Genomic DNA, 26,396 nt, shown 5'->3' with positions numbered 1-26,396 from the left:
CCCCGTTCACCGGTTTGTTCAGATCACGACGGTGTCGCGATAAAGCCTCTCTTCGACCCGCTCCAGCGAGCCAAGGGCAAAGAAGTCATCATAGGCGAGGATCGGCGCCTGGGCGATCATTTCGGACACGAAGGCCTCTGAACCCAATTCCTCTTCGATCGCTTCCACTTCAGCCGACAGCGGCCGGTCGACGACATAGAAGTCGGCATGTTTGCGTACGACGTCGTAAAGCATGCGGGCCACGCCTTCCGGCTTGTCGCCGAGAATGTCGATCGCCTGCGCCGAGAGCAGGGCTTCCAGTGCTGCAAGGCGCTTCAACGCCCGCATCTGCCGCTCAAAACGTTCGATGACCAGCGGCAGGAAAGCGGCTTCGTCCTCCATGCCGGCGGCAACCACCAGCGACTGCGCCGATACCGGATTGGACATGGACAGCACCCGCGAAAAGATCTCGCCGGCAAGCTTGATGATCGGGCCGAAGCCGGTAGCGATTTTGCCTTCCGGCACCAGATTGACCGGCAGGCCGCGCCGCTGGCCATTGCCGAGCAGGACGCAGCGGTTGAAGGCATTGCGCGCCGCATGCGCCATGCAGATGACCGCAGCTTCGAGCAGGATCGTTACATCAAGGGGCAAGGAACCACCCGACGTCATGACGCGACCGTCGACGATGACGGGATTGTCGTCAGAGCGGCCGGTCGCGGCTAGGATCTTGTGACCGGCGGACAGGAGATTTTCGATCACCGCGCCGAAGACCTGACCGATCATGCGCAGGCTCAAGGGGTCCTGCACATGCGTTGCGACGGGCCAAGGCCATTCTTCGGAGGCGTTGCAGAGCCAGGAGCCGATCAGCGCTTCGCGCGCCGTGCCGACATGGCGCACCGAATGCCAGGGATCACGCGAGGCACCAAGCGCGCCGGCCGCCATCATGCCGGTTGCGAGCAGCACGCGGATCGAGGAGGCGGCATTGCGGGTCGTCTCGGCCGCCGCCGCGAAACTGACGGCGTTGACGCTGAGCGAGGCCAGGCTGTCGCGCGGCAGCATTCTCACCGGCCTGATGCCGGCCGCGGCAAAGGCGTCGGCTGCCTGCATGCGCCGGCCGTGATAGACGGCTTCGCCGACCCCGGTCAGCACCGCGCCGATCTGGCCCATGAGGCCGATATCGGCGCAGCCGATCGAGCCGGTGCGCCGCACGACGGGAATGACATCCGCGTTCAGAAGCTGGAGATAGGCGTCGATCAGTTCCGGCGAGCAGCCAACCCGGCCGGTCAGCGCGGTATTGACCCGGATCGCCATGGCATTGCGCACGACGGACATGGAAAAAGGCGCGCCGGTGCCGAAATGATGGGCGCGCACGAGGCCGAGGTTGAAGGTGTCGAGGTCTTCCGGAGACCACTCCACATCCTTCATCGCTCCGACGCCGGTGGTCGAGCCATAAACGGGCATGCCTGACTCGATCGTGCTTTCGAGGACTTCGCGCGCCGCGCGCACGCGCACCAGGCCGCTTTCCGATGCCGTGGGCATCACGACGCCTGCGCCGATCCGCACCAGATCGCTGAAGCCCAAGGGCTGTCCGGTGAGTTCGATGCTGGCTTTCTGACGCTCCATCTCTGCTGTTCTCCTTTCCTGCAAGGCTATGCGAGCATCATCGATAATGGGATATCCCAAATGGCGAACACCTGTTGCGCCGTGCATACAAAAGCCCGCGCAAGACCTGCCGCAGCACCTTCAATGACCCATCACGACCGAAAGGGGGAGGCATCCATTTCTATGAAACGGCGTGGCCTTAGAAATAGGTCAGCTCAAATGCCATGCAATGTAAAGCAGCGTGAGCGCGATGATCCAGAGCGCCAGGCGCCCGTAACGGCTGTGCTTCGCTTCGGCCTTGCCGATCGCCTCCGCCGTCTGCGGGTCGAAGCGCAGACCGTTTTCGCTCATGGCGAGGAGTTCATGGTGGAATTTCTCGGTCTTGGCGGCGATTTCGGGGGCCGCTTCAGCGAGTTTCACGGCCGCTTTCAAACCGTCCTTCAAGTCGGTTACGATACGCTTGGGTCCGAGATTGGTACGGATCCAGTCACCGACAACCGGTTCCGAAGCCTTCCACATGTTGAAGCGCGGATTGAGCATGCGCGACACGCCCTCGACCACGACCATGGTCTTCTGCAGCATGACCAGTTCCGGCCGCGTCTCCATATCGAAAAGTTCAGTCACTTCGAAGAGCAGCGTCAGCAGTTTGCCCATGGAGATCGTTTCGGCCGGCTGGCCGTGGATCGGCTCGCCGATGGCGCGGATTGCCTGCGCAAAACTTTCGGTATTGTGATGCCCCGGCACGTAACCGGCCTCGAAATGCACCTCGGCGACGCGGATATAATCGCGCGTGATGAAGCCATAGAGGATTTCGGCAAGGAAGCGGCGCTCCTTTTTGCCGAGCCGTCCGACGATGCCCATGTCGACGGCAACGATCTGCCCCTGGGCGTCGACGAAGAGATTGCCGGGATGCATGTCGGCATGGAAGAAGCCGTCGCGCAGCGTATGCCGCAGGAAGGATTGGATCAGCGTGTCGGCGAGCAGATTGAGGTTGTGGCCGGCGGCCTTCAGCCCCTCGACATCGGACATCTTGACGCCGTCGATCCATTCCATAGTGATGACGTCGCGGCCGGTGCGTTCCCAATCGACCTTGGGGACGCGGAAGCCTGGATCCTTCTCGGTGTTTTCGGCGATCTCGGAAAGTGCCGCCGCCTCGAGCCGCAGATCCATCTCGACCTTGGTTGTCTGCTCCAGCGTTCGCGTCACTTCGACGGGCCTCAAGCGGCGGCTCGACGGCATAAAGCGTTCTTGCAGACCGGCTACAAGATACATCGCCTTGATGTCATTGACGAAACGCTGGCGCACGCCGGGCCGGACCACCTTGACGGCAACGCGCTTGCGGCCTTCCGCCGTCTGCACTTCCGCTGGATGTACCTGGGCAATCGACGCGGCGGCAATCGGTTCGTCAAAGCTTACATAGAGGTCATCGATCGGACGGCCGAGTGAACCCTCGATCGCGGCCCTTGCCGCCGCATTCGGGAAGAAAGCCATGCGGTCCTGCAATTGCGACAGGTCGTTGGCCATGTCGACGCCGACGACATCGGGGCGCGTCGCCAGGAACTGGCCGATCTTCACATAGGAAGGCCCGAGACGCTCGACGGCCTTGGCCAGGCGGTCGCTGCGCGCCTGGGTCTTGGCGCGTTTGCGGGCAAAAATGCTGACGAAGGATTTCGCGAGGCTGACGGAGGGCGGCAATCCCTCGGACGGCAGCGCGATGACCACGCCTTCGCGCACCATCACCCAGCCGACCCTGATGAGGCCGAAATATGCGTTGAAAGCACTCATCGGGTCTCAAGGTCTCGCTTGATGCTGGCCGAAACCCGCGTCACATTTTTCGGAACCATGCGTCAGAGCTTCCAGCCGGAGTGCAGGGCGGCGATGCCGCCGGTATAATTGGTAAAGCTCACGCGCGAAAAGCCGGCCTCGCGGATCATCGTCGCGAAATCCTGCTGGTTCGGAAATTTGCGGATTGATTCCACCAGGTACTGATAGGGTTCGGCATCGCCGGTGATCGCCTTGCCGAACTGCGGAATGGCGTTGAAGGACCAAGCATCGTAGACACGGTCGAGCAGCGGCAGGTCGACTTCGGAAAATTCCAGCACCAGCAGCCGGCCGCCCCGCTTCAGCACGCGATAGGCTTCCTTCAGCGCCACATCGATACGCGGCACGTTGCGGATGCCGAAGGCGATCGTATAGGCGTCGAAGGAATTGGCCTCGAATGGCAGTTCCTCGGCATTGGCCTCGACAAAGGTGAGATTATCGGTGAGCTTCTTCTTCGCAGCGCGTTCCGCGCCGACACCCAGCATCGAGCCGTTGATGTCGAGCACGGTCGCATGCGCCAGCCGGTTCGAGGCCTCGACGATACGGAAGGCGATGTCGCCCGTACCGCCGGCGACGTCGAGGACCTTGTAGCCAGCGTCCTTGCGCGGATTGAGCGCGGCGATCATCGCATCCTTCCAAGCCCGGTGCAGGCCCATGGACATGACGTCATTCATGATGTCGTAGCGCTTGGCGACCTTGTGGAACACGTCATTGACGAGACCCTGCTTCTCGCCATCGGCGACTTCGCGGAAGCCATAGGATGTTTCCATACCGCCATCGGCGGAGGTGCGGCTTTCTGCCATCAGCTCAACTCCGTTACACCACAGCACCGCGGGTCACATGTGACGCGCTAAGGTCGCTGTAACACTATAAATCTGCTGCATAATTTTATCCTTAAATCGATACCGACCTAAGGAATTATGCAGTAATCAGCGACGGACCATAGCGAAATTGCGTTTGCCACGCTATCTCATCAGCTAGGACACCAGCCGCAATGCCTTGGGCTATAGCTCAGATCATAAGCGGTTGAAACATAAAGATGGATAGCGATGCCGGAATTACCAGAGGTCGAAACCGTCAGGCGCGGGCTTGCTCCCTCCATGGAAGGCGCGCTGCTCGCTGAACTGGAGTTGCGCCGCAACGATCTGCGCTTTCCCTTTCCGGCCGAGTTTTCACGCCTTGCCTCCGGCCGCGGCATCACGTCGCTGTCGCGGCGCGCGAAATATCTGCTGATTGATCTCGACGACGGCATGACGATCGTATCGCATCTCGGCATGTCCGGTTCCTTTCGGGTCGAAAGCGATGCCGCCGCCGAGGCGCCCGGCACATTTCACCATCCGCGCTCCAAGGACGAGAAGCATGATCACGTCGTCTTCCATCTGAAGGGCGCCAACGGCAGCGCGCGCGTCATCTACAATGATCCCCGCCGCTTCGGCTTCATGGACATCGTCCGGCGTGCAGATCTCGCCAGCCATCCCTCCTTCCTCGATCTTGGCCCGGAGCCGACCGGCAATGAATTGAGCGCCGATTATCTGGCCGAACGCTTCTCGGGCAAGGCGCAGCCGCTGAAGAGCGCGCTGCTCGACCAGAAGAATATCGCCGGACTCGGCAATATATATGTGTGCGAGGCATTGTGGCGTTCGCATCTGTCGCCGCTGCGGGCCGCTGGGACATTGGTGAGCGAAGCCGGCATGCCGAAAGAGGAATTGCTTCGGCTGGTCGTCGCGATCCGCGAGGTCATCGCCGATGCCATAGCCGCCGGCGGCTCGTCATTGCGTGATCATATCCAGACGGATGGTTCGCTCGGTTATTTCCAGCATTCCTTTTCCGTCTACGACCGCGAGGCTGAGCCTTGCAGCACGCCCGGTTGCGGCGGTACGGTCGCCCGCATCGTCCAGGCGGGGCGCTCTTCTTTCTATTGCGCCTCCTGCCAGAGCTAATGTGAAGGAGAGACACATGGCCTATGAAACCTTGATCATCGAAACGCACGGGCCTGTCGGTCTCATCAGGCTCAATCGGCCGCAGGCGCTGAATGCGCTGAATTCGACGGTGCTCGCCGAACTGAAGCAGGCCTACGGCGCTTTTCACGCCGATGAGACGATCGGCGCAATCGTGCTGACGGGCTCGGAAAAGGCTTTTGCCGCCGGCGCCGATATCAAGGAAATGCAGCCGCTCGAATTCGCCGATGTCTATAAGGGCGATTTCATCAGCGGTTGGGACGAGATCGCCAAGGCGCGCAAGCCCGTCATCGCTGCCGTCGGCGGCTTTGCGCTCGGCGGCGGCTGCGAGCTCGCCATGATGTGCGACTTCATCATTGCCGCCGATACGGCAAAGTTCGGCCAGCCGGAGATCACGCTCGGCATCATCCCCGGCATGGGCGGCTCGCAGCGCCTGACGCGCGCCGTCGGCAAGGCGAAGGCGATGGATATGATCCTGACCGGCCGGATGATGGATGCGGCCGAAGCGGAGCGTTCGGGTCTGGTGTCCCGCGTCGTGCCGGCCGACAAGCTCCTCGATGAGGCGCTTGCCGCCGCCGCCAAGATCGCCTCGCTGTCGCGCCCCTCGGTGCTGATGGCCAAGGAGGCGGTCAACCGGGCGCTGGAGACGACGCTGGAAGAGGGCCTGCGCTTCGAGCGCCGGCTTTTCCATAGCCTGTTTGCCACGGAGGATCAGAAGGAAGGCATGGCGGCCTTCATCGAGAAGCGCAAACCTGTCTTCAAAAACAGGTGAGAACGAGATTCCGGAATTGCGCGGGTTCCGTGAGAATCCGCGTTGACGCCGCCGCTCATTCCGGTTATATGCCCGCCACAGTTTGGAAAGCCGATCTGGTTTTCCGCAATTGCTCCCGCATTGCTGGATGAAGTGGCCGCAGGGCCCGCGCTGCACTGACGGAGTTATGTTCGAATTCTAAGAGAGGCATACATGGCCAATACCAGCTCGGCGAAAAAAGCGACCCGCAAGATCGCCCGCCGCACCGAAGTCAACAAGGCTCGTCGCTCGCGCGTTCGCACTTTCGTCCGCCAGGTCGAAGAAGCCATCGCATCGGGTGATGCGGATCGTGCGAAGGAAGCCTTCCTCGTAGCGCAGCCGGAACTGGCTCGCGCTGCCACCAAGGGCGTCCTGCATGCCAACACCGCTTCCCGCAAGGTCTCGCGTCTTGCCAAGCGCGTGAAGGCACTTTCGGCTCCGACCGCGTAATTTTTCCTTAACGATTTAATCGTTAGACTTGAGCCCGGCCCTTGTGCCGGGCTTTTTGGATTCAGCCAAAATTGGCTCGTATCGTTAAAATGTAGCCGGCTGACCATGTCACTGAGGTGACAGAAAAAACCGTTTAAAAACAAGCGGTTATAGCAGGATGTCTTGACGTTGGGTGATCTGCATGACGGCCTGCGGGCTCCCGAGTGAGTCAAGGATTTTTTTATTTTTTTTGTTTTGAAAGCTGTGGGAATCGCGCTGAACGCGAATCTCCTTGATTCAAAAGCGATTCTTTTTTGACGGGGTTGTGACACTCAAAAACGGCCTCCAGAGTCAAGGACCGCCTCTTAATTTTGTGTAAAATTCATCGTTGATCTCCGCCTACGATCCTGCCTAAATGGCTTTCAACAAGGGGCGCGGAACATCATCTGAAACGGCTTCGGCGAACACTGCCAGTCATGGCAGCGGGGGTGGTTTTTGTTCCTTGTGACGGAGCGGTTCAGTTCCGTTTTTTCAAACAGTTGACGAGTTAAGGCCGTAAGCGGTAACGCCTGCGGAACGAGGACACTTGTCTGCTCTTTGCAGCCTAAGTCCCAAGCGTGGCTGTGGGGAGGGGAGAAAAATTGACAGCCGTTTGGCGCAGTCGGTCGGAGTACGAGGACCGAGCGACTGCTCCAGATGCAGATACCAAGACGAAGGCCGCTCGGGGAGCAGTTTTCGCCAGGGTGTTTTGCGTAAGGTCCGTTTGGCTGGACCCGGCTGATGAACCGGTATGCGGCGAAGCTCCGACAACGAGCGCGACCGCTATGCCATGGCGTAGACCTAAGGGCGGCGGTATCATCCAATTTCCGCCCTATAAAAAGAGACTGTGGAAGGCGGCATTATGCAAATGATTACGAGAACGACGGGTGCGTTGGAGAATGGGGACAATGCACAGCAGGCGTTCAGTGCGGTTTGCCTTGAAGCGGCGGGGGAAAAAGGAGACATGAAGCATAACGTATTGTTCGAGCGTGTCAGTGCACGCTTGAAGGCTCAGGTCGGTCCGGATGTTTATGCTAGCTGGTTTGCACGGCTGAAGCTGCACTCGGTATCGAAGAGCGTCGTACGGCTGACTGTTCCGACAACGTTTCTGAAGTCCTGGATCAACAATCGTTATCTCGATCTGATCACCAACCTGTTCCAGGCAGAAGATGCTGAAATCCTGAAGGTTGAGATTCTTGTGCGCACGGCGACCCGTCATGGTGCGAAGCCCTGTGCGGACGAACATGTCGCGGCTCCAGAGGCGGCTTCGGTGGCGCCGATCCGCCGCCCGGTTGCCCAGCCTGCCGGTCAGGTCGTTGCCCAGACGGTTAGTGCTGCAGCCGCCGCCCGCCCGGCGACCGTGGGCGCGCCGCTGTTCGGCTCGCCGCTCGATTCCCGCTTTACCTTCGATACCTTTGTCGAGGGCAGCTCGAACCGCGTCGGCCTTGCCGCCGCCAAGACGATTGCCGAAGCCGGCTCCGGCGCCGTGCGGTTCAATCCGCTCTTCGTCCACGCGACGGTCGGCCTCGGCAAGACCCACCTTTTGCAGGCGATCGCCAATGCCGCCGTGCAGAACCCGCGCGGGCTGCGTGTCGTCTATTTGACGGCGGAATATTTCATGTGGCGCTTCGCCACCGCCATCCGCGATAATGATGCGCTGACCCTGAAGGACTCGCTGCGCAACATCGATCTCCTGATCATCGACGACATGCAGTTCCTGCAGGGCAAGATGATCCAGCACGAGTTCTGCCATCTGCTCAATATGCTGCTCGACAGCGCCAAGCAGGTCGTCGTTGCCGCCGACCGCGCGCCTTGGGAGCTGGAATCGCTTGATCCGCGCGTGCGTTCGCGTCTGCAGGGCGGTGTCGCCATCGAGGTCGAGGCGCCGGACTACGAGATGCGTCTCGAAATCCTCAAGCGCCGCCTGGATGCCGCCCGTCAGGACGATCCGTCGCTGGAAATTCCGGCCGAACTTCTCTCGCATGTCGCCCGCAATGTGACGGCAAGCGGCCGTGAGCTGGAAGGCGCTTTCAACCAACTGATCTTCCGCCGTTCTTTCGAGCCGAATTTGACGGTCGAGCGCGTCGACGAGCTGTTGGCCCATCTGGTCGGCTCCGGCGAGCCGCGCCGGGTGCGCATCGAGGACATCCAGCGTATCGTGGCGCGTCACTACAATGTCTCTCGCCAGGAGCTGGTGTCCAATCGCCGCACCCGCGTCATCGTCAAGCCGCGCCAGATCGCCATGTATCTGTCGAAGACGCTGACGCCGCGCTCCTTCCCGGAGATCGGCCGCCGCTTTGGTGGTCGTGACCATACGACCGTGCTGCATGCGGTGCGCAAGATCGAGGAGCTGATTTCCGGTGACAGCAAGCTGTCGCATGAAATCGAGCTGTTGAAGCGTCTGATCAACGAATAATCGGCGATATTATTCGCATTTATCCACGGCCGGCTTCATTGCCGGCCGTTTTCATTTATGCGGCTTTTATTCTATAGATGTCTGAAATACGGAATCGGACACCGGCCGGAGGAGGCCGGAGCCGACTGGGAGGATGCCTATGAGTTTTAACAGGATTGCCGTTCTCGGCCTCGGTAAGGTCGGGCGGCTCGCCGCTACATTGCTGCATGAAAGCGGTTTTGCCGTCACCGGTATCGACGCGCGTTTGCCTGCCGAGGCACTGCCTTTCGCCTGCGAGGCGGGCAATGTCTCCGATCCGGCCTTGATCGGCAATCTCTTTTCCCGCGTCGATGCCGTGCTCTCCTGCCTGCCGTTTCACCTGAACGCCGAACTGGCGCGCCTAGCCCATGGCGCCGGCATTCATTACTTCGACCTGACCGAGGATGTGCCGACCACGAACGGCATCATTGCGCTTGCGGAGAGCGCGCGTGGCCTGATGGCGCCGCAATGCGGCTTGGCGCCCGGTTTCGTCGGCATCGTCGGCGCAAGCCTTGCCGACGTCTTTGATCGCTGCCGCTCGATCCGCATGCGTGTCGGTGCCTTGCCGCAGAATCCGACCGGACTGTTGGGTTATGCCTTCAACTGGTCGCCGGAAGGTGTGGTCAACGAATATCTGAATGATTGCGAAGTCATCGAGGGCGGGGTGCGCAAGCTGGTCTCGCCGATGGAATGGCACGAGACGCTCTATGTCAACGGCGTCAAGCTCGAAGCCTTCACCACCTCGGGCGGCCTCGGGACCATGTGCAGCACCATGCTCGGTCGGGTGGAAAATCTCGATTATAAAACAATGCGATATCCCGGCCATATGGAGCTGATGAACTTCTTCTTCCATGAGTTGCTGATGCGCGACCGCCGCCAGCTTGCCGGCGAGATCCTGACCGAGGCCAAGCCGCCGGTCGATGACGACGTCGTCTATGTCCATGTCTCGGCCGAAGGAACGATCAACGGCAATCTGCGCCGGCGGGAATTCGTGCGCGCCTATTATCCGATCGAAGTCGCCGGGGAGAGCCGCACCGCCATTTCCTGGACCACGTCGGCCTCCGTCGTCGCCGTTATCGAGCTGGTGCGCGCCGGCCGCCTGCCTTCGACAGGCTTCCTGCATCAGGAGCATATTCCGCTCGACACTTTCCTGGAAACGCGGACCGGCCGCCTGTTCAAGGGTGGCATCACCCATCACGGATGATGCGCGCGCCTATGCCGGCGCCGTCGTGTGCGGGACCTCGGTAAGCAGCCAAGCACGAAAGGAGGCGACGGCCGGCCGCTCCAGCGCGGTTGGCGGATAGACCAGATGGTAGGCTAGCGTGCTGGCAAGCCCCATCGGGAAGGGCGCGACAACAGAGCCCTCAGCCAATTCCCTTTCGATGAAAGAGCGCCGCATCAGCGCGACGCCGAGCCCCGCCTTCATGGCATGGTAGGCGCCGGTGCCGTCGGTGAAGATCGGCCCCCGCATAGCGTCAACCTTGGTTGCGCCCGCCGCCTGCAGCCAGAGCTGCCAATCGCGCCGATAGACATCATGGATCAGGGTCAGGGCGGCCAGCGCGTCGGCCGTGGGTGAGGGGCCGAGGGAGGCAGCGATCTCGGGCGTGCAGACCGGCACATATTCGTCATCGAGCAGCCGCTCGCTCGCCAGCCCTTCATAGCCGCCGAGCCCATGGCGGATGGCGATGTCGATGCCGTCGCGCTGGAAATCCATCATCCTATGTGAGGCGCTGATCCGTAGATCGATCTCGGGATGCGCCTGCTCGAAGCGCATCAGCCGCGGCACCAGCCAGTGTGTGGCAAAGCCGGCAGTGCAGGTGACGGTGAGCACCGTGTCCCGCGCCCGCATTGTCAGCGCCGCCGTCGCTTCTCGCACCAGGCGGAAGGCGGTGCGCAGCGTCGCGAAATAATCCGCACCGTCAGCCGTCAAGGTGAGGCCCCGCGCACGGCGGTCGAAAAGCCGCACACCGAGCGCGGTTTCGAGATCGCGTACCTGCAGGCTGACCGCACCGGGGGTCACATGCAGCTCCCTGGCTGCAATCGTCATGCTCAGATGCCGCGCCGAGGCTTCGAAGGCGCGCAGCGCCGAAAGGGAAGGCAATTGATCCATGACGATTGAGTTCAGCTAAACAATTTTGCGAAAAAGACTCGTTTGCAAGAGCCCTATAATCGCGAGATTATTCCATCAATATCGATGGTTGACAAGAAAGTGCATCCCCGCCGCCATCGAGCCAAACTAATAGACTGGAAAACAGGAGATATCGCCATGGCGCAGAAATCAATGGGCGCGGCGGAATGGGCCATGCTGTTCGGATTGTCGATCCTCTGGGGTGGCTCGTTTCTGTTCAACGGCATCCTGGTACACGAACTGCCGCTCTTCACCATCGTCGCTGCGCGCGTCGCCCTGGCGGCGATCGCCTTGCATGTCATCGTCCGGATGACCGGGCAGGTGATGCCGCACGACCGTCGGGCCTGGGCCGCCTTCTTCGGCATGGGCGTCCTCAACAATGCCATTCCCTTTCTGCTGATCGTCTGGGGCCAGACGCATATTGCCAGTGGCCTGGCCTCCATCCTCAATGCGACGACCCCGCTTTTCGCCGTCGTGGTGGCGCATTTTCTGACGACGGATGAGAAGATGACCGGCAATCGCCTGATCGGCGTTATCGTCGGTTTTGCCGGCGTGGCGCTGATGATCGGCCCGTCGGTGCTGAGCAGCCTCGGTTCGAACGTGCTGGCACAGCTCTCCGTGCTGGGCGCCGCCTTCTCCTATTCTCTCGCCGGCATTTTCGGCCGCCGCTTCCGCCGCATGGGGCTTGCTCCCATTATCCCCACCGCCGGGCAGGTGACGGCCTCCACGATCCTCCTGCTGCCGCTTGCCCTTCTCGTCGACCACCCCTGGACGCTCGGCATGCCTTCGGCGGAAACCTGGATGGCGCTGGCCGGCCTCGCGATCCTCTCGACCGCGATCGCCTATGTCCTGTTCTTCCGCATCCTGGCGACGGCAGGCGCCACCAACCTGATGCTGGTCACCTTCCTCATTCCCGTCAGCGCCATCCTGCTCGGTGCGCTGATCCTCGGCGAGCAATTGCAGCCGAAGCACTTTATCGGCATGGCGATGATCGCCGCCGGCCTTACGGCGATCGATGGACGGTTATTCGCTTTCACGAGGAAAAACGTGGCGGCGGAGTAGGAAAGACGATTACCGTCTCAGCACGCCAGATCCGCAACCACGGAATCGAGAATCAGCATGCCCGCCGGCGTGCAGCGCAGGCGGGAATTGCCGAGGCGTTCGATGAAGCCGTGCTCCAGCAAGAGCTGCTCGCGTTTCGCATCGGGCTCCCTGCCGGAGAGCTGCTGCCAGCGCACGAGGTCGATGCCTTCTTTCAGACGCAGGCCCATCAGCAGCAGCTCGTCGGCCTGTTCGTCGAAGCCGAGCATTTCCTGTTCGACCATGCCGTGGCCGTCGCGCTCGACCAGCTCCAGCCAGCTTTCCGGCTTCCGCTCGGTGGACGTTGCCAATTTCTTGGGGCCGTGGGACAGCCGGCCGTGGGCGCCGGGGCCGATGCCAGCATAGTCGCCATAACGCCAGTAGGTGAGATTGTGGCGGCTCTCCGCGCCGGGACGTGCGTGGTTGGAGACCTCATAGGCCGGCATGCCCTCGCGCTCGGTGATCTCCTGCGTCGCCTCGTAGAGCAGCGCCGATTGGTCGCCATCCGGCACGATCAATTTGCCCGCCTTGTGCAGCCCAAAAAAGGGCGTGCCTTCCTCGATGGTCAATTGATAGAGCGAGAGGTGATCGACGGCATAGGAGATCGCCTCCTTCAGCTCGCGCTCCCATTCCTCGACGGTCTGGTTCGGGCGGGCATAGATGAGGTCGAAGGACATGCGCGGGAAGATCTCGCGTGCCAGCTTGATCGCCTTCAACGCATCGGCGACGTCATGCAGTCGCCCTAAGAATTTCAGATCGCGATCGTTCAGCGCTTGCACGCCCATCGACACGCGGTTGACGCCGGCGGCGCGATAGCCGCGGAAACGCTCGGCTTCGACACTGGACGGATTGGCCTCCATGGTGATCTCGATCCCTGCAGGCATGTGCCAATATCTGGAAATGCCATCGAGAATCGTGGCAACCGTCTCCGGCTTCATCAGCGAAGGCGTGCCGCCGCCGAGGAAGACGCTGGTCACCGTCTTCGGGCCGCTGATCGCCCGCATCGACGCCATCTCCTTCAAGAAGGCGGCGGCGAAACGCTCCTGGTCGACCGGCTGGTGGCGGACATGGCTGTTGAAATCGCAATAGGGGCATTTAGCGGCGCAGAAGGGCCAATGCACATAAACGCCGAAACCGGGTTCGCCGGTATCGGGCAGCAACGGCGCCTCACGCGTCATATTTTGCGCTTCCAGGGTGTCCACGGGCTTGAGCTTACGCCTCCAGGCAGGTTTCAACAAAGATTTTGAAGGCACGGGCCCGATGCGAAAGGGCCTGGGGTTCACCTGGCTTCCAGCCATGCTTCTGTTCGGCGCTCATCTCGCCGAAGGTCACGTCGTAACCCTCGGGCTGGAACACCGGATCGTAGCCGAAGCCCTGCGTGCCGCGCGGCGGCCAGACGACACGGCCTTCGACTTCGCCGCGGAAGAGTTCGGTGTGCCCGTCCGGCCAGGCAAGGCACAGCACGCTAACGAAGCGCGCCGTACGGCTCTCCGGCGAAGCGGCACCGGCCTCTTCGAGCGCGCTCTCGACCTTCCGCATCGCCATGGCGAAATCGCGGGTACCATCCGGTGTTTCCGCCCAGTTGGCGGTATAGACGCCGGGATTGCCGTCAAGCGCATCGATGACCAGGCCGGAATCGTCCGATAGCGCCGGCAGACCGGAAGCTTGCGCCGAGGCCAGCGCCTTGATCGTCGCGTTTTCCTCGAAGGTCGTGCCCGTCTCGTCCGGCTCGATGAAATTGAGATCGGCGGCCGACTTGGCTGTAAAGCCGAACGGGCCGATCAAATCCTGGATTTCACGGATCTTGCCGGCATTGTGGCTGGCGACGACGATAGTCTTGGTATCGAGCTTGCGCATATCCTGTCCTGTCATAGCCCCCAGATGCGGGGTTCGGCGCATTCCAGGCTGTTGCCGGCCGGATCGCGGAAATAGATCGAGCGGCCGCCATTCGGCCAGTTAAAATCGGCTTCGATGGCGACGCCGGCAGCCTTCAGTTTCTGCGCCATCGCTTCGATATCGTTGCCGCTGACCCGGAAGCAGGCGTGGCCGTGGCCCTTCGTGCCATGCGGCGGCACCGGCAAGGAACTCGATTCCGGCGGCTTCACTGTCTCATGACTGTTGAAGATGAGCAGCACGCCCGGCCCGCAGCGATAAAAGACATGACGGTTGCCGCCGCGCGAAATCTTCTGCAGTCCGAGAACGCCGCCATAGAAGGCCTCGGCTGCATCGAGATCGTCCGCATAAAGAGCGGTTTCCAGAACGCCTTCCATCAACGGGTTCATCGGTTGACCGCCTCTTCGGTCAGGCTATCGCCTGCTTCTGCAGCTCCACCAGTTCGGCGATGCCGTTCTTGGCGAGATGCATCAGGGATGTGAATTCTTCTTCGCTGAAGGGCGTGCCTTCGGCCGTACCCTGGATCTCGACGATGCCGCCGGCGCCAGTCATGACGAAATTGGCATCGGTCTCGGCGGATGAATCCTCGAGGTAGTCGAGGTCGATCACCGGCTGGCCGGCAAAGATGCCGCAGGAAACCGCAGCGATATGATCCTTCAGGACACGGTCGGTCTTGATCATATTGCGGCTTTCCATCCACTTCAGGCAATCGTAGAGCGCGATCCAGGCACCGGTGATCGAGGCCGTGCGGGTGCCGCCATCGGCCTGGATGACGTCGCAGTCGATCGTGATCTGGCGCTCGCCAAGCGCCTGCAGGTCGACGATGGCGCGCAGCGACCGGCCGATCAGACGCTGGATCTCCTGCGTGCGGCCGCCCTGCTTGCCGGCAGCGGCTTCGCGCTTCATGCGTTCGCCCGTGGCGCGCGGCAGCATGCCGTATTCGGCCGTGATCCAGCCCTTGCCGCTGTTGCGCAGCCATGGCGGCGTCTTTTCTTCCAGGCTCGCCGTGCAGAGCACATGCGTGTCGCCGAATTTGACCAGGCACGAGCCTTCCGCATGCTTGGAAAAATTGCGCTCGAACGACACCTTGCGCATCTGGTCGGTTTTTCTGCCTGAAGGCCGCATTCTACTCTCCTGAACGTTATTGACCGCTTCTACGATCCACAGGCGGCTTTTGCAAAGGAAAAGCAGGCGCAAGGGCCTTGTTGTGATGGCCTTGACATTTTTCCCTTTTGCCATTGCTAACTGAATGATTATATTTTGACTAAGGCTCAACAGAACGGGTTTGACAGCGAAATGGGGTTCACGACATCGTCGGTTTCGGATGCCATTGCAGCGCTGGACGAACGCTCGAAGGAAATCTTCCGCCGTATCGTCGAAGGTTATCTTGAGAATGGCGAACCGCTCGGCTCGCGCAATCTTTCGCGCTTGCTGCCCATGTCCCTGTCGCCGGCCTCCGTGCGCAATGTCATGAGCGATCTGGAAGAGCTGGGGCTGATCTATTCGCCGCATATCAGCGCCGGTCGCCTGCCGACGCAGCTCGGCCTGCGCTTCTTCGTCGATGCCTTCATGCAGGTCGGCGATCTCTCCGCGGAAGACCGCGCTACCATCGAACGCCAAGTGCGCGGCAGCAATCGCGATCAGCCGATGGAATCGGTCATGACCGAGGCGAGCCGCATGCTTTCTGGTATTTCGCGCGGCGCCGGACTGGTGATCACCTCGAAGAGCGATCCGGTGCTGAAGCATGTCGAATTCATCCGCCTGGAGCCGACCAAGGCGCTCGCCGTGCTCGTCGGCGACCACGATCAGGTGGAGAACCGCATCATCGAATTGCCGGCCGGCGTTACGTCCTCGCAGCTCACGGAAGCGGCGAATTTCCTCAACGCCCACATGACCGGCCAGACTTTGCCGGAGCTGCGCCGTCAATTGCAGACGTTGAAGGAGAGTGTGCGCCAGGAACTCGATATTCTGTCGCACGAGCTCGTCGAACGCGGGATCGCCGTCTGGTCCGGCGACGGGGATGACGGCAAGCCGACGCAGCTCATCGTGCGCGGCCGCGCCAATCTCTTGGCCGAAGTGGGCGGGGCTGAAGATCTGGACCGGCTACGCCTGCTGTTCGACGATCTCGAAAAGAAGGACAGCCTGATCGAGATTCTGAATCTTGCCGAAAGCGGGCCGGGCGTGCGCATCTTCATCGGCTCGGAAAACAAGCTCTTCTCGCTCTCCGGCTCCTCGCTGATCGTCGCGCCCTATCGCGATGACGACGACCGCATCGTCGGCGCCGTCGGCGTCATCGGCCCGACACGGCTGAACTATGCCCGCATCGTGCCGATGGTGGACTATACCGCCCAATTGATTTCCAGGCTGTCGCGGCCAGGAATTTGACGAAAGCCTCTGGAGAGCGGGCGCCCATTCGAACGCGCAAAGAGCGTTTAATCGGGTAGCAGGGTTCCCGATCCGCCCATCTCCGCCGGCATGTCCTTCTGCTTCGGCAGGCCGTCCCTCAGGTGCAGCACGGTGTTTTCATAATTGACATGAAGCATCGGCTGAAAATCGAGGGTTGGAATGATGGCGGCGTAGACATCGGTCACGCCCCATAAAGGATGTTCGGTCAACAGATGCCCGCCGCAAATCTTGCACCATTTGCGCACGCTCTTTTCGCTTCGCTGGTAGCTGCCGATGTGGTCGGCGCCCTTGGTGACATGCACGGCTTCCGGCGGCCAGAGCGAAAAGGCGTTGACCGGCCCCGCCGACCACTCCCGGCAGGAGTCGCAATGGCAATAACCCATTGCCGCCGGCTCACCACTGACCGTGATTTCCACTGCGCCGCAGAAACATTTACCCGAATGGGACTTGCTGCTGGACATGGACGATACCTCATGTCGTGTTGAAACGGCCCAGACTATACCGGGAAAGGGTCTTCGATAGTAGAAGCCCCAACGGGGGAGGCTCTCTCACCCGATTGGTATCCGGGCAAATATGACCGGATTGCCGGGAAATGCCTGTTCTTCACGACAAAGCCTTGATTTTTTCCGGCCAAACCTCGATATCGGGCACATCAAAAAGACAAAGCAATTCGGAGACCGTCATGACCGACGAAACAACGAAAACCGGACCTGACGCCACGGCGACTGATAATCCCGCGGGCTTTGCGCAGGAGGCTGCGGAAGCCGCGGATGCGGCCCAGCCTTCGCAGCCGGATCCGGTCGAGCTGCTTAGGGCCGAAAATAGCGATCTGCGCGACCGCTATCTGCGCCTTGCCGCCGAGATGGACAATTTGCGCCGTCGCACCGAGCGTGACGTCAAGGACGCCAAGTCCTATTCCGTCGCCAGCTTCGCCCGCGACATGCTTGCCGTGTCGGATAATCTGCGCCGCACGCTGGAAGCCATTCCGGCGGAAGCCCTCGCCGAAGCCGATGCTGGCCTGAAGACGCTGATCGAAGGCGTGGAGATGACCGAGCGCTCTATGCTGTCGGCCTTGGAGCGCCACGGTGTCCGCCAGATCGAGCCGGTCGGCCAGAAGTTCGATCCCAACTTCCATCAGGCGATGTTCGAGGTGCCGAACACCGAAGTGCCGAACAATACGGTCGTTCAGGTGGTGCAGGCCGGCTTCGTCATCGGCGAGCGCGTTCTGCGCCCAGCTATGGTCGGCGTCGCCAAGGGCGGCCCGAAGGTTGCCGAGATTTCCGAGCCGGGCGCCAACAGCCCGTTCGATGAAAAAGACGCTTGATCTTTAAGTCGTCTGTAAAGAAGAAGAGCCGGATGACGAGGTCATCCGGCTCTTCTTTTTTCCGCGTTAAAATTCGAGTCGCTCCTCAGGCAGCGTTGGACGCCTGCTCCTCGTTGAGGAAGGCGTAGATCGCCGAGGCGGATTCGGTGGCGCGCAGCTTGGCGACGAGATCCTGGTCGCGCAGCACGCGGGCAATGCGCGACAGCGCTTTCAGATGGTCGGCGCCGGCACCCTCGGGGGCAAGCAGTAGGAAGACGAGGTCGACGGGCTGGTCGTCCAGCGCCTCAAAATCGACGGGCGCTTCCAGGCGCGCAAAAATACCGATGATGGATTTGATGCTGATGAGCTTGCCGTGCGGAATGGCGATGCCGTTGCCGACGCCGGTGGAGCCCAGACGCTCCCGCTGCAGCACGACGTCGAAAATCTCGCGCTCGGGCAGTCCGGTTATTTTGGAGGCTTTGGCTGCCAGCTCCTGAAGCAGTTGTTTTTTGGAATTTGCCCTCAAGGCGGGGATGATCGCATCTTGGTGCAGCAAATCTGCCAATGCCATTCTCTTTATCCTTCGTGTGGCAGAGATCCGATGACGGAGGAGCGGCGGCCGGCAGACACTGCGCGGGGCCGTCGCTCATCTTCTTTTCTCAGCCCTTGATATTGGCTGCGTCGATCCAGCCAATGTTGCCGTCCTGACGACGGTAAACGATATTCAGATGTTCCTTGCCGGGGCTGCGGAAAAGCAGCAACGGCTCGTCGGTCATGTCGAGCGCCATCACGGCGGTCGCGACGGACATGGTCTTCAGTTGTTTCGTGCTTTCGGCGACGATCGCCGGCGCGAAATCTGCAGGGATTTCATCCTCGTCGTCCGGAACACCGTCCATGACGGTATAGGCGACTTCGGCGAGGCCATTCGTGTGGTTGCCGGCCTGGTGATCCTTGAGCTTGCGTTTGTAGCGGCGCAGGCGCTTTTCGATGCGCTCGGATGCCGCGTCGAAGGCCAATTGCGGGTCCATCGCCTCTCCGGCGGCGTGCAGGACGACGCCACTGTCGAGATGAAGCTTGCAATCGGCTGCGAAGCGGGAACTGGATTTCTGTACCGTCACTTGGCCCGAATACCCCCCGTCGAAGTATTTCGTAACGGCCATACCGATCTGGTCTTCAATCCGTTGGCGGAAGGAGTCACCAATTTCCATATGTTTCCCGGAGACACGCACACTCATGGAGTTTCCCTTCTTGTAGCGGTTATTGGGCGCGCCAGTTTACGCCAAGCCTCAAGCTCATCCAAGCACTTCACGCAGTCAAAGACAAATTGCGTTTGTCAGGCGCCCTGGGGATGGTGGGGATAAGTTCATGGCAGTGATGTCCTGCAACGATTGCGGCGGGCTTCTAGCTCCGCCACATCGGAAAGTCAACTGAATCTTAAGGATCCGTTAGCGGATTCGCAGTCTGCGGTTGAACCTGGGCAATTGCTAGAAGCTGGCGACTTTTGCCAGTGCACGCTTCTCCCGGCGGCGCTGTACCGAGGAGGGGATGTTCATCGCCTCGCGGTATTTTGCAACCGTACGGCGAGCAAGCTCGATGCCGCCCTTCTTTAGCGTATCGACGATATCGTCATCGGAGAGCACCGCGTCCGGGCTCTCATGCGAGATCAGCAGACGGATCTTGTGACGCACGGCTTCGGCCGAATGGCTGTCGCCGCCCTCGACGGCACTGATCGAGACGGTGAAGAAATATTTTAGCTCGAACAGGCCGCGCGGCGTCAGCATGTATTTGTTCGAGGTCACGCGGCTGACGGTCGACTCATGCATCTTGATGGCATCCGCCACGGTCTTCAGATTGAGCGGCCGCAAATGGTCGACGCCGTGCACGAGGAAAGCATCCTGCTGCCGGACGATCTCGCTCGCGACCTTCATGATCGTCTTGGCACGCTGATCGAGGCTGCGCGTCAGCCAATTGGCATTCTGCAGGCATTCCGAAAGGAAGGCGTGATCCTGGCTCGTCTTGGAGACGGAGGCGAAATAGGACTGGCTGACCAGGACGCGCGGCAGCGTATCGGGATTGAGCTCCACCAGCCAGCTTCCGTCGGAGGCCGGGCGCACCACGATATCGGGCATGATGGCCTCGGATATGCCGGTCTCGAAGCCGCTGCCAGGTTTCGGGTTCAACTGGCGGATCTCTGCCATCATGTCGAGCAGATCTTCCTCATCGACGCCGCAGAGCCGTTTCAACGTCGCGAAATCGCGCCGGGCGAGAAGCTCGAGGTTCTGGATCAGCCGTTCCATGGCCGGATCGAAACGATCCTTCTGGCGAAGCTGGATCGCCAGGCATTCGCTGAGAGAACGGGCAAAGACGCCGGGAGGGTCGAGCAACTGCAATGTGCCGAGCACGCGCTCGACGTCCGCAACGGTGGCGCCGAGGCGCTCCGCTGCTTCGCTCAAATCGGCCTGCAGATAGCCGGCATCGTCGAGCTGATCGACGAGGTACTGCGCGATCAGCCGGTCGGCCATGCTGGGCAGGGAAAAGGGGATCTGTTCGTTCAGGTGGTCGCGCAGGGAAACTTGGCCGGCGACGAAATCGTCGAGATCGTAGCTTTCACCGGCTTCGCCGCCGGGCATCGACTTCCACTGGCTGAGCAGTTCCGGCGCATCCGCACGCTGCGGGCTGCCGTCGTCGGGAAAGACATTGCTGAAATTGGTATCGAGCTCGTCGCTCAGCCGGTCGGCATGGCCGGTATTTTCGCTCTCGTACCAGTCGCTGGCGAGATCGCCGCTGTTGCGCTCGAAACCGTCATCGCCCTGGCTTTCCTCCGCCGCGTCGAACCTGTCGTCCTTCGCCTCGCGATCACCGCTGCTGCCTATATCCTCGTCATTTGACGTAAATTCGAGCAGCGGATTCTTCTCGACTTCCTGGGCGATGAATTGGGTGAGTTCAAAATGCGTCATCTGCAGCAACTGGATGGATTGCATCAGTTGCGGTGTCATCACCAGGCTTTGGCTTTGGCGCAGGAAAAGATTGGCCGATAATGCCATGGCGGACGCGAGACTCCCCTTGATCTCTTCGGGAATCTGCGTTCTTCGCTCAAAAAAATCCGCAAAATTCCAACTGGCCCAAAAATTGCTTTTTTATTGGGTTTGGTCAAGCGGAACCGTGATGGGATGGTGAATTTCCGGAGCGCTACGCCCTGTGGTAAGGCATAGAAGCGCCCCGGTTCAACCTAAGCTGTTTAAAGGCTGAAATTGTCGCCGAGATAGAGTTTGCGCACTTCCGGATTGCTGACGATGTCATTGGCCCTGCCATGGGTCAGCACTTCGCCGGCATGGATGATATAGGCGCGATCGATCAGGCCGAGCGTCTCACGGACGTTGTGGTCGGTGATCAGCACGCCGATGCCGCGCGCCGTCAGGTGGTGCACGAGATTCTGAATGTCGGCGACCGAGATCGGGTCGACGCCGGCAAAGGGCTCGTCGAGCAGCATGAAGGTCGGGTCGGTTGCCAGTGCGCGGGCAATTTCCAGGCGCCGCCGCTCACCGCCGGAGAGGGCGATCGCCGGCACCGTGCGCAGATTGCGGATGTGGAATTCCTCCAGCAACTCGTCGATCTTGCGCTCCCGCTTCTTCTTGTCCTTTTCATGGACTTCGAGAACGGCGCGGATGTTTTCTTCCACCGTCAGGCCACGAAAGATCGAGGCTTCCTGCGGCAGATAGCCGACGCCCAGGCGAGCGCGACGATACATCGGCATCGAGGTGACATTGTTGCCATCGATCTCGATCGTGCCTTCATCGACCGGCACCAGGCCGGTGATCATGTAGAAGCATGTCGTCTTGCCGGCACCGTTCGGTCCAAGCAGGCCGACGGCCTCGCCGCGCCGCACGACCAGCGAGACGCCGTTGACGACGCGCCGCGTGCGGTAGGTTTTGGTGAGGCCGCGCGCGATCAGGGTGCCCTGATAACGCGCTTTGTCTCCGGCCGCCGTGCTGGATGCCGCAGTGCTCGATCCGGACGCGCCGGGCAAGGTGGGTGTGGTCGATATCGTCACGAGAAGACCGGGATCAGTTCTTTTTTTGCTGTTGCTGCTGCACTTGCTGCGATTTCGGATCGAGCTGAATCTGGACGCGACCCCCGCAGGCATCCAGTTGCGCTTCACCCGTGGCCATATGCACGGTGAGCTGACAGCCGGTGAACACGTTCGGCCCGTCGGTCAGCACGACCTTCTGGCCCTTGAGAATGGCAAGCTGGTTGGCCATGTCGAAAGAGCCGTCATCCGCCGTCGCCGTCTGCGTGCCGGACACGAGATAGACCTTGTCGGTGACCAGAATGTGGTCGATGTCGGCGTCGCCCGAGACCAGCGACTGGTTTTGCTGCTTGGCGGCGTTTGCGACCGGATTTTCCGTTGCCGGCTTGGCATTGGCGTCGGCAGGCTGCTTCTTCTTGTAGAAGACCGTCATCTTGCCGGCCTGCATCGTCGTGGTGCCCTGGACGACCTTGACGTTGCCGGTGAACACTGCCTGGCTTTCCGCGTCGTGGATTTCCAGCTTGTCGCTTTCGATCTGGATCGGCTGATCCTTGGAAAGCTTCAGGCCGGGCATGTTGCTTGTCGTTGCCTGGGCGCCGACTTCCGTCGCCGCAAAAATCGCAAGTGCGCTGAAGGCGCAGAAGAGGCCGGCCTTGCGCAGGCCAGAGTTGAAAAGAGAATGACGCCAATCGTTTGTCATGAACCGCCCGGCTGTTGGTCGCTAGCTGAATTATGGAGTGTGGCTGGTTCGATATGCATCTGAACCTGCCCGTCGAATACGATTACGCTCCCCTTATCCGTCATCTTGAGCGACTGTGCAACAACCGACATGCCTCCTCTGTAGATTGCAACCTGGTCCTGGCTGGAGAGGTCACCCTTCTTCACGTCGAGGAAAGCTGTTTTGAATTCGGCGCGCAAACCGTTGTCCATCAGAATGGTAAAGGGTGCGGTGAGCTGCAGCGTGTCGGCCTGGCGGTCGAAATCCGCGCTTTGAGCCGTCACATGCGCGATCACCTGGTTGTTGACCGGCATGGAGGCCTTGATGGTCTTGAGGGTGATCATATTGGGATTCTTAATGTCCTGCAGCGCCTTCTCGGCGAGCATGGAGTAGTTGATACCGTCCTTGTTGCGGCCGGCAATGGCAGGGCGCTCCATCACGACCTTGCCATCTTCGATCCTCGCGCCTTCGATCTGAATACTCTCCGGCAGATATGCGCGCACGACCGAAACCGCGATGAAGATCAGCGAGACGATGAACGCAGCCAAGGGAAGCAGGATTTTCAGTCTTCTCACGCGCGCGGAATGAAAGATCGCGTCCTTATACGCGTTTCTTTCTAGCTCGGAGCCGATCGCCTGGCCGGAGGTCTCGATAGTATTGAGCATGCAACAGGTCCGTCTTCTCTGATCCGGAAAAACACGTTCGAGTCATGCACAGACTGTGCCAACAAGCCTGGCAGATCGTTTCGCATTATTGCATTGGCTTGCCAATATGGATTTTTTTCTGCAACAAGCAATTTTAGCAAAAAAATATAATACGCAGCGGTTTCGTCCGATCGGTCATCGCCCTATCTGACGAAACGCCGCATGGAAAGCCTGGAGCACAATCTCGAAAATCGAGATGGATTTTCGCGAAGGATTATGCCCGTTTCATGGTGTTGGTCTATCCGGTTCGTTGTGTATCCAATTTATGACAAGGGGAGAGATAAGGCGTCATGGACAGTTCTGCAATCGCAGATCGGCGGCAATTGCGCCGCAAGCTCGGCTTCTGGCGCGTCGTCGCCGTCCTTCTCCTGGTGGCGCTCGGCTTTGCGCTTTATAGTTTCGCTGCGGGCGATTTGCCCGCCATACGCGGGCCGCAGATCGCCCGGGTCAAGATTTCCGGGCTTATCCAGGATGACACCGAGCTTTTGGAGCGGCTGAAGAAGATCCAGGACAGTGATCAGGTCAAGGCGCTGATCGTCTCGATTTCTTCGACCGGCGGCACGACCTATGGCGGCGAACGCATCTTCAAGGCCATTCGTGCCGTTGCCGCGAAGAAGCCTGTGGTTTCCGATATCCGCACCGTTGCGGCGTCTGCAGGCTATATGATCGCCACGGCGGGTGATGATATTGTCGCCGGCGACACCTCGATCACCGGTTCGATCGGCGTCATCTTTCAGTATCCGCAGGCGAAAGACCTGCTCGACAAGCTCGGCCTTTCGCTGGACGAGATCAAGTCGGCGCCGCTGAAGGCCGAGCCGTCGCCATTCCATCCGGCGAGCGAAGAGGCCAAGGCTATGATCCGCAGCATGGTCATGGACAGCTATGGCTGGTTCGTCGATCTCGTCGCCGACCGCCGCAAATTGCCGCGCGAGGACGTGTTGAAGCTTGCGGACGGCAGCATCTTCACCGGCCGGCAGGCATTGCAGAACAAGCTGGTCGACACCCTCGGCGGCGAGGACGAAATCCGCGCCTATCTCGACACGCGCAAGGTCAAAAAGGACTTGCCGATCATCGATTGGAAGGCACAGGACAAAACCTCATCCTTCTTTTGGCCGAGCGCCGCTTCCTGGTTGCTAAATCGTCTCGGTTATGATGATTTTGTGAAGGGAGAGGATCTCCAGAAAATTATGACAGAGAAGTTGTTTCTTGACGGCCTGCTTTCTGTTTGGCAGGGTGCAGCCAATTGATAAATCAATGATTTAAGGGGGCCAACCGTGATCAAGTCGGAATTGGTGCAGATTGTTGCGGCACGTAACCCACATCTTTACCACCGGGACGTCGAAAATATCGTCAATGCTGTCCTCGACGAGATCACCGATGCGCTCGCTGCGGGAAACCGCGTTGAGCTTCGCGGCTTCGGCGCTTTCTCCGTCAAGAACCGGCCCTCGCGCTCCGGTCGTAACCCGCGCACGGGCGATACGGTGTTCGTCGAGGAAAAATGGGTTCCCTTTTTCAAGACGGGTAAGGAGCTACGCGAGCGCCTGAATCCTGGCGCCGGTGACGAAGAAGACGACAATTAATCGTCGTTTTGACCAGTACTCTTCGCGAATGTTCCTGGTGGACATGATTGTGCCGTGCCGGGTGGCACTTGAACTCGGCCCGGTCTTTCTTATTCTGCGGCTATAGGCGATAGGAGTGCATGGCACGGATGCGCCTGGACAAAGGAGCGTTCGCAATGGCCAAGAAGATCATCAACCTGCTGATATTGCTGCCGCTCGGCATCATCCTCATCATCTTCTGCGTCGCCAACCGGCAGTCCGTCACGCTTGCGCTCAATCCGTTCAGGCCTGAGGATCAGGTGCTGTCGCTGAGCGCGCCGCTGTTCGTGCTGCTGTTTGTGGCCCTGATTATCGGCATGTTGGTCGGCGCGGCTGTCACCTGGTTCAATCAGGGCAAACACCGCAAGCTTGCCCGGAGTCAGTCGCGCGAAGCCGTGCGCTGGCAGGCGGAAGCCGACAAGCACCGCAACCGCGCCGAACAGATCGCCGGCCAACTTCCGTCAAAGTGACTGGTCGCCACCGAACTGCATATCCTTGTAATCACCCTCCGGCGATGAGCCGTCGCCAATGATCGCAAAACCAAGGCCGCGATAAAAGGCGATGGCGCGCGTGTTTTTCACCAGGCATTTCAGCCGGTAGTGCCGCTTCGGCCATTCCGGCAGGGCGGCAAGCAGCGCCTTGCCGGCGCCCCGGCCCTGGAATGCGGGCAGGATGTAGAGCATATGGATAAAATCATCCGGTTCCCATACCGCCATGAAGCCGGCGATGGTGCCGTTCCGATCCTCGCAGACGAAGACGCGCTCACCTTTCGTGTGAATGGCGAAGTCCTCGCTATGGAATTTGCCGGGGTCGACCCAGAGAAACGTCATGCGACGGACGCGCAGATAGATATCGGCGAGAATGTCCGTATCCCGCTCGCGTGCCGGCCGGATGGTCCAAAGATCTGATTTTGACGTCATGAGCAGTCTATGGCGGGTCGGATGACGATCGCAATCAGGCGCTGGCCTGGCCGTTGAGGGCCGCCGTGAAATCGGCGAAGAATTGCTGCGCCAGTTTCTTCGCACTGGAATCGACCAGCCGCGAGCCGAGCTGGGCGATCTTGCCGCCGACCTGGGCCTTGGCCTCATAATGCAGGATCGTCTCGCCGCTTTCCTCCTTCAGAGTGACATCGGCCCCACCCTTGGCAAAGCCGGCAATGCCGCCCTTTCCTTCGCCGAAGATCGTATAGCTCTCCGGCGCATTGATGTTGGAGAGCGTCACTTCACCGTTGAACGTGGCGGAGACCGGGCCGATCTTCAATTTCACCGTTGCCGTCAGTTCTGTCGGCGAAATCTTCTCCAGGCTTTGGCAGCCGGGAATGCACTGCTTGAGAATATCGGGGTCGTTCAGCGCGGCCCACACGACGTCCCGCGGCGCGGCAATCCGTTCTTCACCGGTCATATCCATGCGCAACCCTCCCGATCTGGCATTTCATCCGGGGATAATCGCAGATCGGAAAGCGCTTTGCCAAGTGGCGGCCAGATGCT

The 26,396-nt window shown here is 60.4% G+C and carries 28 protein-coding genes; 11 read left to right on the top strand and 17 right to left on the bottom strand.

The window, feature by feature from the left end; all coding sequences use genetic code 11:
* Window positions 1-18: 18 nt before the first annotated feature.
* The 3 genes from PH547_RS18010 to ubiE form a co-directional block, all read right to left on the bottom strand.
* Complete coding sequence (locus PH547_RS18010) at window positions 19-1,602, bottom strand: aromatic amino acid lyase (protein ID WP_104821794.1); 1,584 nt, start codon at window positions 1,600-1,602, stop codon at window positions 19-21.
* Between the two features lie 189 nt (window positions 1,603-1,791).
* A complete protein-coding gene (gene ubiB, locus PH547_RS18005; protein ID WP_104821795.1) occupies window positions 1,792-3,366 on the bottom strand; it encodes a 2-polyprenylphenol 6-hydroxylase in 1,575 nt (524 codons plus the stop codon).
* A 62-nt stretch (window positions 3,367-3,428) separates the two neighbouring features.
* The gene (gene ubiE / locus PH547_RS18000; protein WP_283048788.1) at window positions 3,429-4,205 is read right to left on the bottom strand and encodes a bifunctional demethylmenaquinone methyltransferase/2-methoxy-6-polyprenyl-1,4-benzoquinol methylase UbiE; all 777 of its coding nucleotides are present in this window, start codon (window positions 4,203-4,205) and stop codon (window positions 3,429-3,431) included.
* Window positions 4,206-4,451: 246 nt separating this feature from the next.
* Between ubiE and mutM the strand changes: the two genes are divergently transcribed.
* From mutM to PH547_RS17975, 5 genes are all read left to right on the top strand, one after another.
* Window positions 4,452-5,342: a bifunctional DNA-formamidopyrimidine glycosylase/DNA-(apurinic or apyrimidinic site) lyase gene (gene mutM / locus PH547_RS17995; RefSeq protein ID WP_285168981.1), complete on the top strand. Its 891-nt coding sequence runs from the start codon at window positions 4,452-4,454 to the stop codon at window positions 5,340-5,342.
* A gap of 16 nt (window positions 5,343-5,358) precedes the next feature.
* Complete coding sequence (locus tag PH547_RS17990) at window positions 5,359-6,132, top strand: enoyl-CoA hydratase (protein ID WP_104821798.1); 774 nt, start codon at window positions 5,359-5,361, stop codon at window positions 6,130-6,132.
* 192 nt (window positions 6,133-6,324) lie between these two features.
* Window positions 6,325-6,600 carry a 30S ribosomal protein S20 gene (gene rpsT, locus PH547_RS17985; RefSeq protein WP_028750996.1) on the top strand — a complete coding sequence of 92 codons (276 nt, stop codon included), beginning with the start codon at window positions 6,325-6,327 and terminating at the stop codon, window positions 6,598-6,600.
* Between the two features lie 880 nt (window positions 6,601-7,480).
* Window positions 7,481-9,034, top strand: coding sequence for a chromosomal replication initiator protein DnaA (gene dnaA / locus PH547_RS17980; RefSeq protein ID WP_104821799.1), 1,554 nt, complete (start codon window positions 7,481-7,483; stop codon window positions 9,032-9,034).
* Between the two features lie 139 nt (window positions 9,035-9,173).
* Window positions 9,174-10,256, top strand: coding sequence for a saccharopine dehydrogenase family protein (locus PH547_RS17975; protein ID WP_104821800.1), 1,083 nt, complete (start codon window positions 9,174-9,176; stop codon window positions 10,254-10,256).
* Window positions 10,257-10,265: 9 nt separating this feature from the next.
* Here PH547_RS17975 and gcvA read toward each other — a convergent pair whose 3' ends face one another.
* Window positions 10,266-11,162 (bottom strand): transcriptional regulator GcvA, encoded by an 897-nt coding sequence (gcvA, locus tag PH547_RS17970; RefSeq protein WP_285168980.1) that lies wholly within the window; start codon window positions 11,160-11,162, stop codon window positions 10,266-10,268.
* A 156-nt stretch (window positions 11,163-11,318) separates the two neighbouring features.
* Here gcvA and PH547_RS17965 point away from each other — a divergent pair, with 156 nt between their 5' ends.
* A complete protein-coding gene (locus tag PH547_RS17965; RefSeq protein WP_285168979.1) occupies window positions 11,319-12,242 on the top strand; it encodes a DMT family transporter in 924 nt (307 codons plus the stop codon).
* A gap of 17 nt (window positions 12,243-12,259) precedes the next feature.
* Here PH547_RS17965 and hemW read toward each other — a convergent pair whose 3' ends face one another.
* Genes hemW through rph form a run of 4 tightly spaced genes read right to left on the bottom strand, consistent with a single transcriptional unit; the run spans window position 12,260 to window position 15,278 of the window.
* On the bottom strand, window positions 12,260-13,438 hold the full coding sequence (hemW, locus tag PH547_RS17960) for a radical SAM family heme chaperone HemW (protein ID WP_104821803.1): 1,179 nt from the start codon (window positions 13,436-13,438) through the stop codon (window positions 12,260-12,262).
* A gap of 34 nt (window positions 13,439-13,472) precedes the next feature.
* Entirely contained in the window at window positions 13,473-14,117 is a 645-nt protein-coding gene (gene rdgB, locus PH547_RS17955) for an RdgB/HAM1 family non-canonical purine NTP pyrophosphatase (protein WP_104824965.1), read from the bottom strand.
* A gap of 11 nt (window positions 14,118-14,128) precedes the next feature.
* Window positions 14,129-14,542, bottom strand: a complete 414-nt coding sequence (locus PH547_RS17950) for a VOC family protein (protein WP_104821804.1) — start codon at window positions 14,540-14,542, stop codon at window positions 14,129-14,131.
* 19 nt (window positions 14,543-14,561) lie between these two features.
* Entirely contained in the window at window positions 14,562-15,278 is a 717-nt protein-coding gene (rph, locus tag PH547_RS17945) for a ribonuclease PH (protein WP_104821805.1), read from the bottom strand.
* 171 nt (window positions 15,279-15,449) lie between these two features.
* Between rph and hrcA the strand changes: the two genes are divergently transcribed.
* Window positions 15,450-16,538 carry a heat-inducible transcriptional repressor HrcA gene (gene hrcA, locus PH547_RS17940; RefSeq protein ID WP_104821806.1) on the top strand — a complete coding sequence of 363 codons (1,089 nt, stop codon included), beginning with the start codon at window positions 15,450-15,452 and terminating at the stop codon, window positions 16,536-16,538.
* A gap of 47 nt (window positions 16,539-16,585) precedes the next feature.
* On the opposite strand, the gene PH547_RS17935 is transcribed toward hrcA, so the two are convergent.
* On the bottom strand, window positions 16,586-17,020 hold the full coding sequence (locus PH547_RS17935; RefSeq protein WP_104821807.1) for a GFA family protein: 435 nt from the start codon (window positions 17,018-17,020) through the stop codon (window positions 16,586-16,588).
* A 221-nt stretch (window positions 17,021-17,241) separates the two neighbouring features.
* Between PH547_RS17935 and grpE the strand changes: the two genes are divergently transcribed.
* Complete coding sequence (grpE, locus tag PH547_RS17930) at window positions 17,242-17,883, top strand: nucleotide exchange factor GrpE (RefSeq protein WP_104824966.1); 642 nt, start codon at window positions 17,242-17,244, stop codon at window positions 17,881-17,883.
* A gap of 85 nt (window positions 17,884-17,968) precedes the next feature.
* On the opposite strand, the gene ptsN is transcribed toward grpE, so the two are convergent.
* From ptsN to lptC, 6 genes are all read right to left on the bottom strand, one after another.
* Window positions 17,969-18,433, bottom strand: coding sequence for a PTS IIA-like nitrogen regulatory protein PtsN (ptsN, locus tag PH547_RS17925; protein ID WP_104821808.1), 465 nt, complete (start codon window positions 18,431-18,433; stop codon window positions 17,969-17,971).
* 88 nt (window positions 18,434-18,521) lie between these two features.
* Complete coding sequence (gene hpf / locus PH547_RS17920) at window positions 18,522-19,097, bottom strand: ribosome hibernation-promoting factor, HPF/YfiA family (protein WP_104821809.1); 576 nt, start codon at window positions 19,095-19,097, stop codon at window positions 18,522-18,524.
* 249 nt (window positions 19,098-19,346) lie between these two features.
* A complete protein-coding gene (gene rpoN / locus PH547_RS17915) occupies window positions 19,347-20,906 on the bottom strand; it encodes an RNA polymerase factor sigma-54 (RefSeq protein WP_104821810.1) in 1,560 nt (519 codons plus the stop codon).
* A 194-nt stretch (window positions 20,907-21,100) separates the two neighbouring features.
* Window positions 21,101-21,889: an LPS export ABC transporter ATP-binding protein gene (gene lptB, locus PH547_RS17910; protein ID WP_104821811.1), complete on the bottom strand. Its 789-nt coding sequence runs from the start codon at window positions 21,887-21,889 to the stop codon at window positions 21,101-21,103.
* Between the two features lie 37 nt (window positions 21,890-21,926).
* On the bottom strand, window positions 21,927-22,589 hold the full coding sequence (locus PH547_RS17905) for an LptA/OstA family protein (RefSeq protein WP_104821812.1): 663 nt from the start codon (window positions 22,587-22,589) through the stop codon (window positions 21,927-21,929).
* Window positions 22,586-23,272 (bottom strand): LPS export ABC transporter periplasmic protein LptC, encoded by a 687-nt coding sequence (gene lptC, locus PH547_RS17900; protein ID WP_260303316.1) that lies wholly within the window; start codon window positions 23,270-23,272, stop codon window positions 22,586-22,588. Before lptC ends, PH547_RS17905 begins: the two co-directional genes overlap by 4 nt.
* A 329-nt stretch (window positions 23,273-23,601) precedes the next feature.
* On the opposite strand from lptC, the gene sppA reads away from it, so the two are divergent.
* The 3 genes from sppA (at window position 23,602) to PH547_RS17885 (ending at window position 25,379) form a co-directional block, all read left to right on the top strand.
* Window positions 23,602-24,558 (top strand): signal peptide peptidase SppA, encoded by a 957-nt coding sequence (sppA, locus tag PH547_RS17895; RefSeq protein ID WP_104821814.1) that lies wholly within the window; start codon window positions 23,602-23,604, stop codon window positions 24,556-24,558.
* A gap of 27 nt (window positions 24,559-24,585) precedes the next feature.
* On the top strand, window positions 24,586-24,891 hold the full coding sequence (locus tag PH547_RS17890; RefSeq protein WP_004120746.1) for an integration host factor subunit beta: 306 nt from the start codon (window positions 24,586-24,588) through the stop codon (window positions 24,889-24,891).
* 155 nt (window positions 24,892-25,046) lie between these two features.
* The gene (locus PH547_RS17885; RefSeq protein ID WP_104824967.1) at window positions 25,047-25,379 is read left to right on the top strand and encodes a LapA family protein; all 333 of its coding nucleotides are present in this window, start codon (window positions 25,047-25,049) and stop codon (window positions 25,377-25,379) included.
* Here the strand turns inward: PH547_RS17885 and PH547_RS17880 are convergent.
* Window positions 25,371-25,829 (bottom strand): GNAT family N-acetyltransferase, encoded by a 459-nt coding sequence (locus PH547_RS17880; RefSeq protein ID WP_285168978.1) that lies wholly within the window; start codon window positions 25,827-25,829, stop codon window positions 25,371-25,373. The two genes, PH547_RS17885 and PH547_RS17880, sit on opposite strands and share 9 nt — an antisense overlap.
* Before the next feature lie 34 nt (window positions 25,830-25,863).
* Window positions 25,864-26,316 (bottom strand): SRPBCC family protein, encoded by a 453-nt coding sequence (locus tag PH547_RS17875; protein ID WP_104821816.1) that lies wholly within the window; start codon window positions 26,314-26,316, stop codon window positions 25,864-25,866.
* Between the last annotated feature and the right edge of the window lie 80 nt (window positions 26,317-26,396).

Source organism: Rhizobium cerradonense (assembly GCF_030182455.1).
Lineage (GTDB): Bacteria > Pseudomonadota > Alphaproteobacteria > Rhizobiales > Rhizobiaceae > Rhizobium.
The sequence above is the reverse complement of the archived record's forward strand: the minus strand, read 5'-3'. Positions and strand labels throughout refer to the sequence as shown.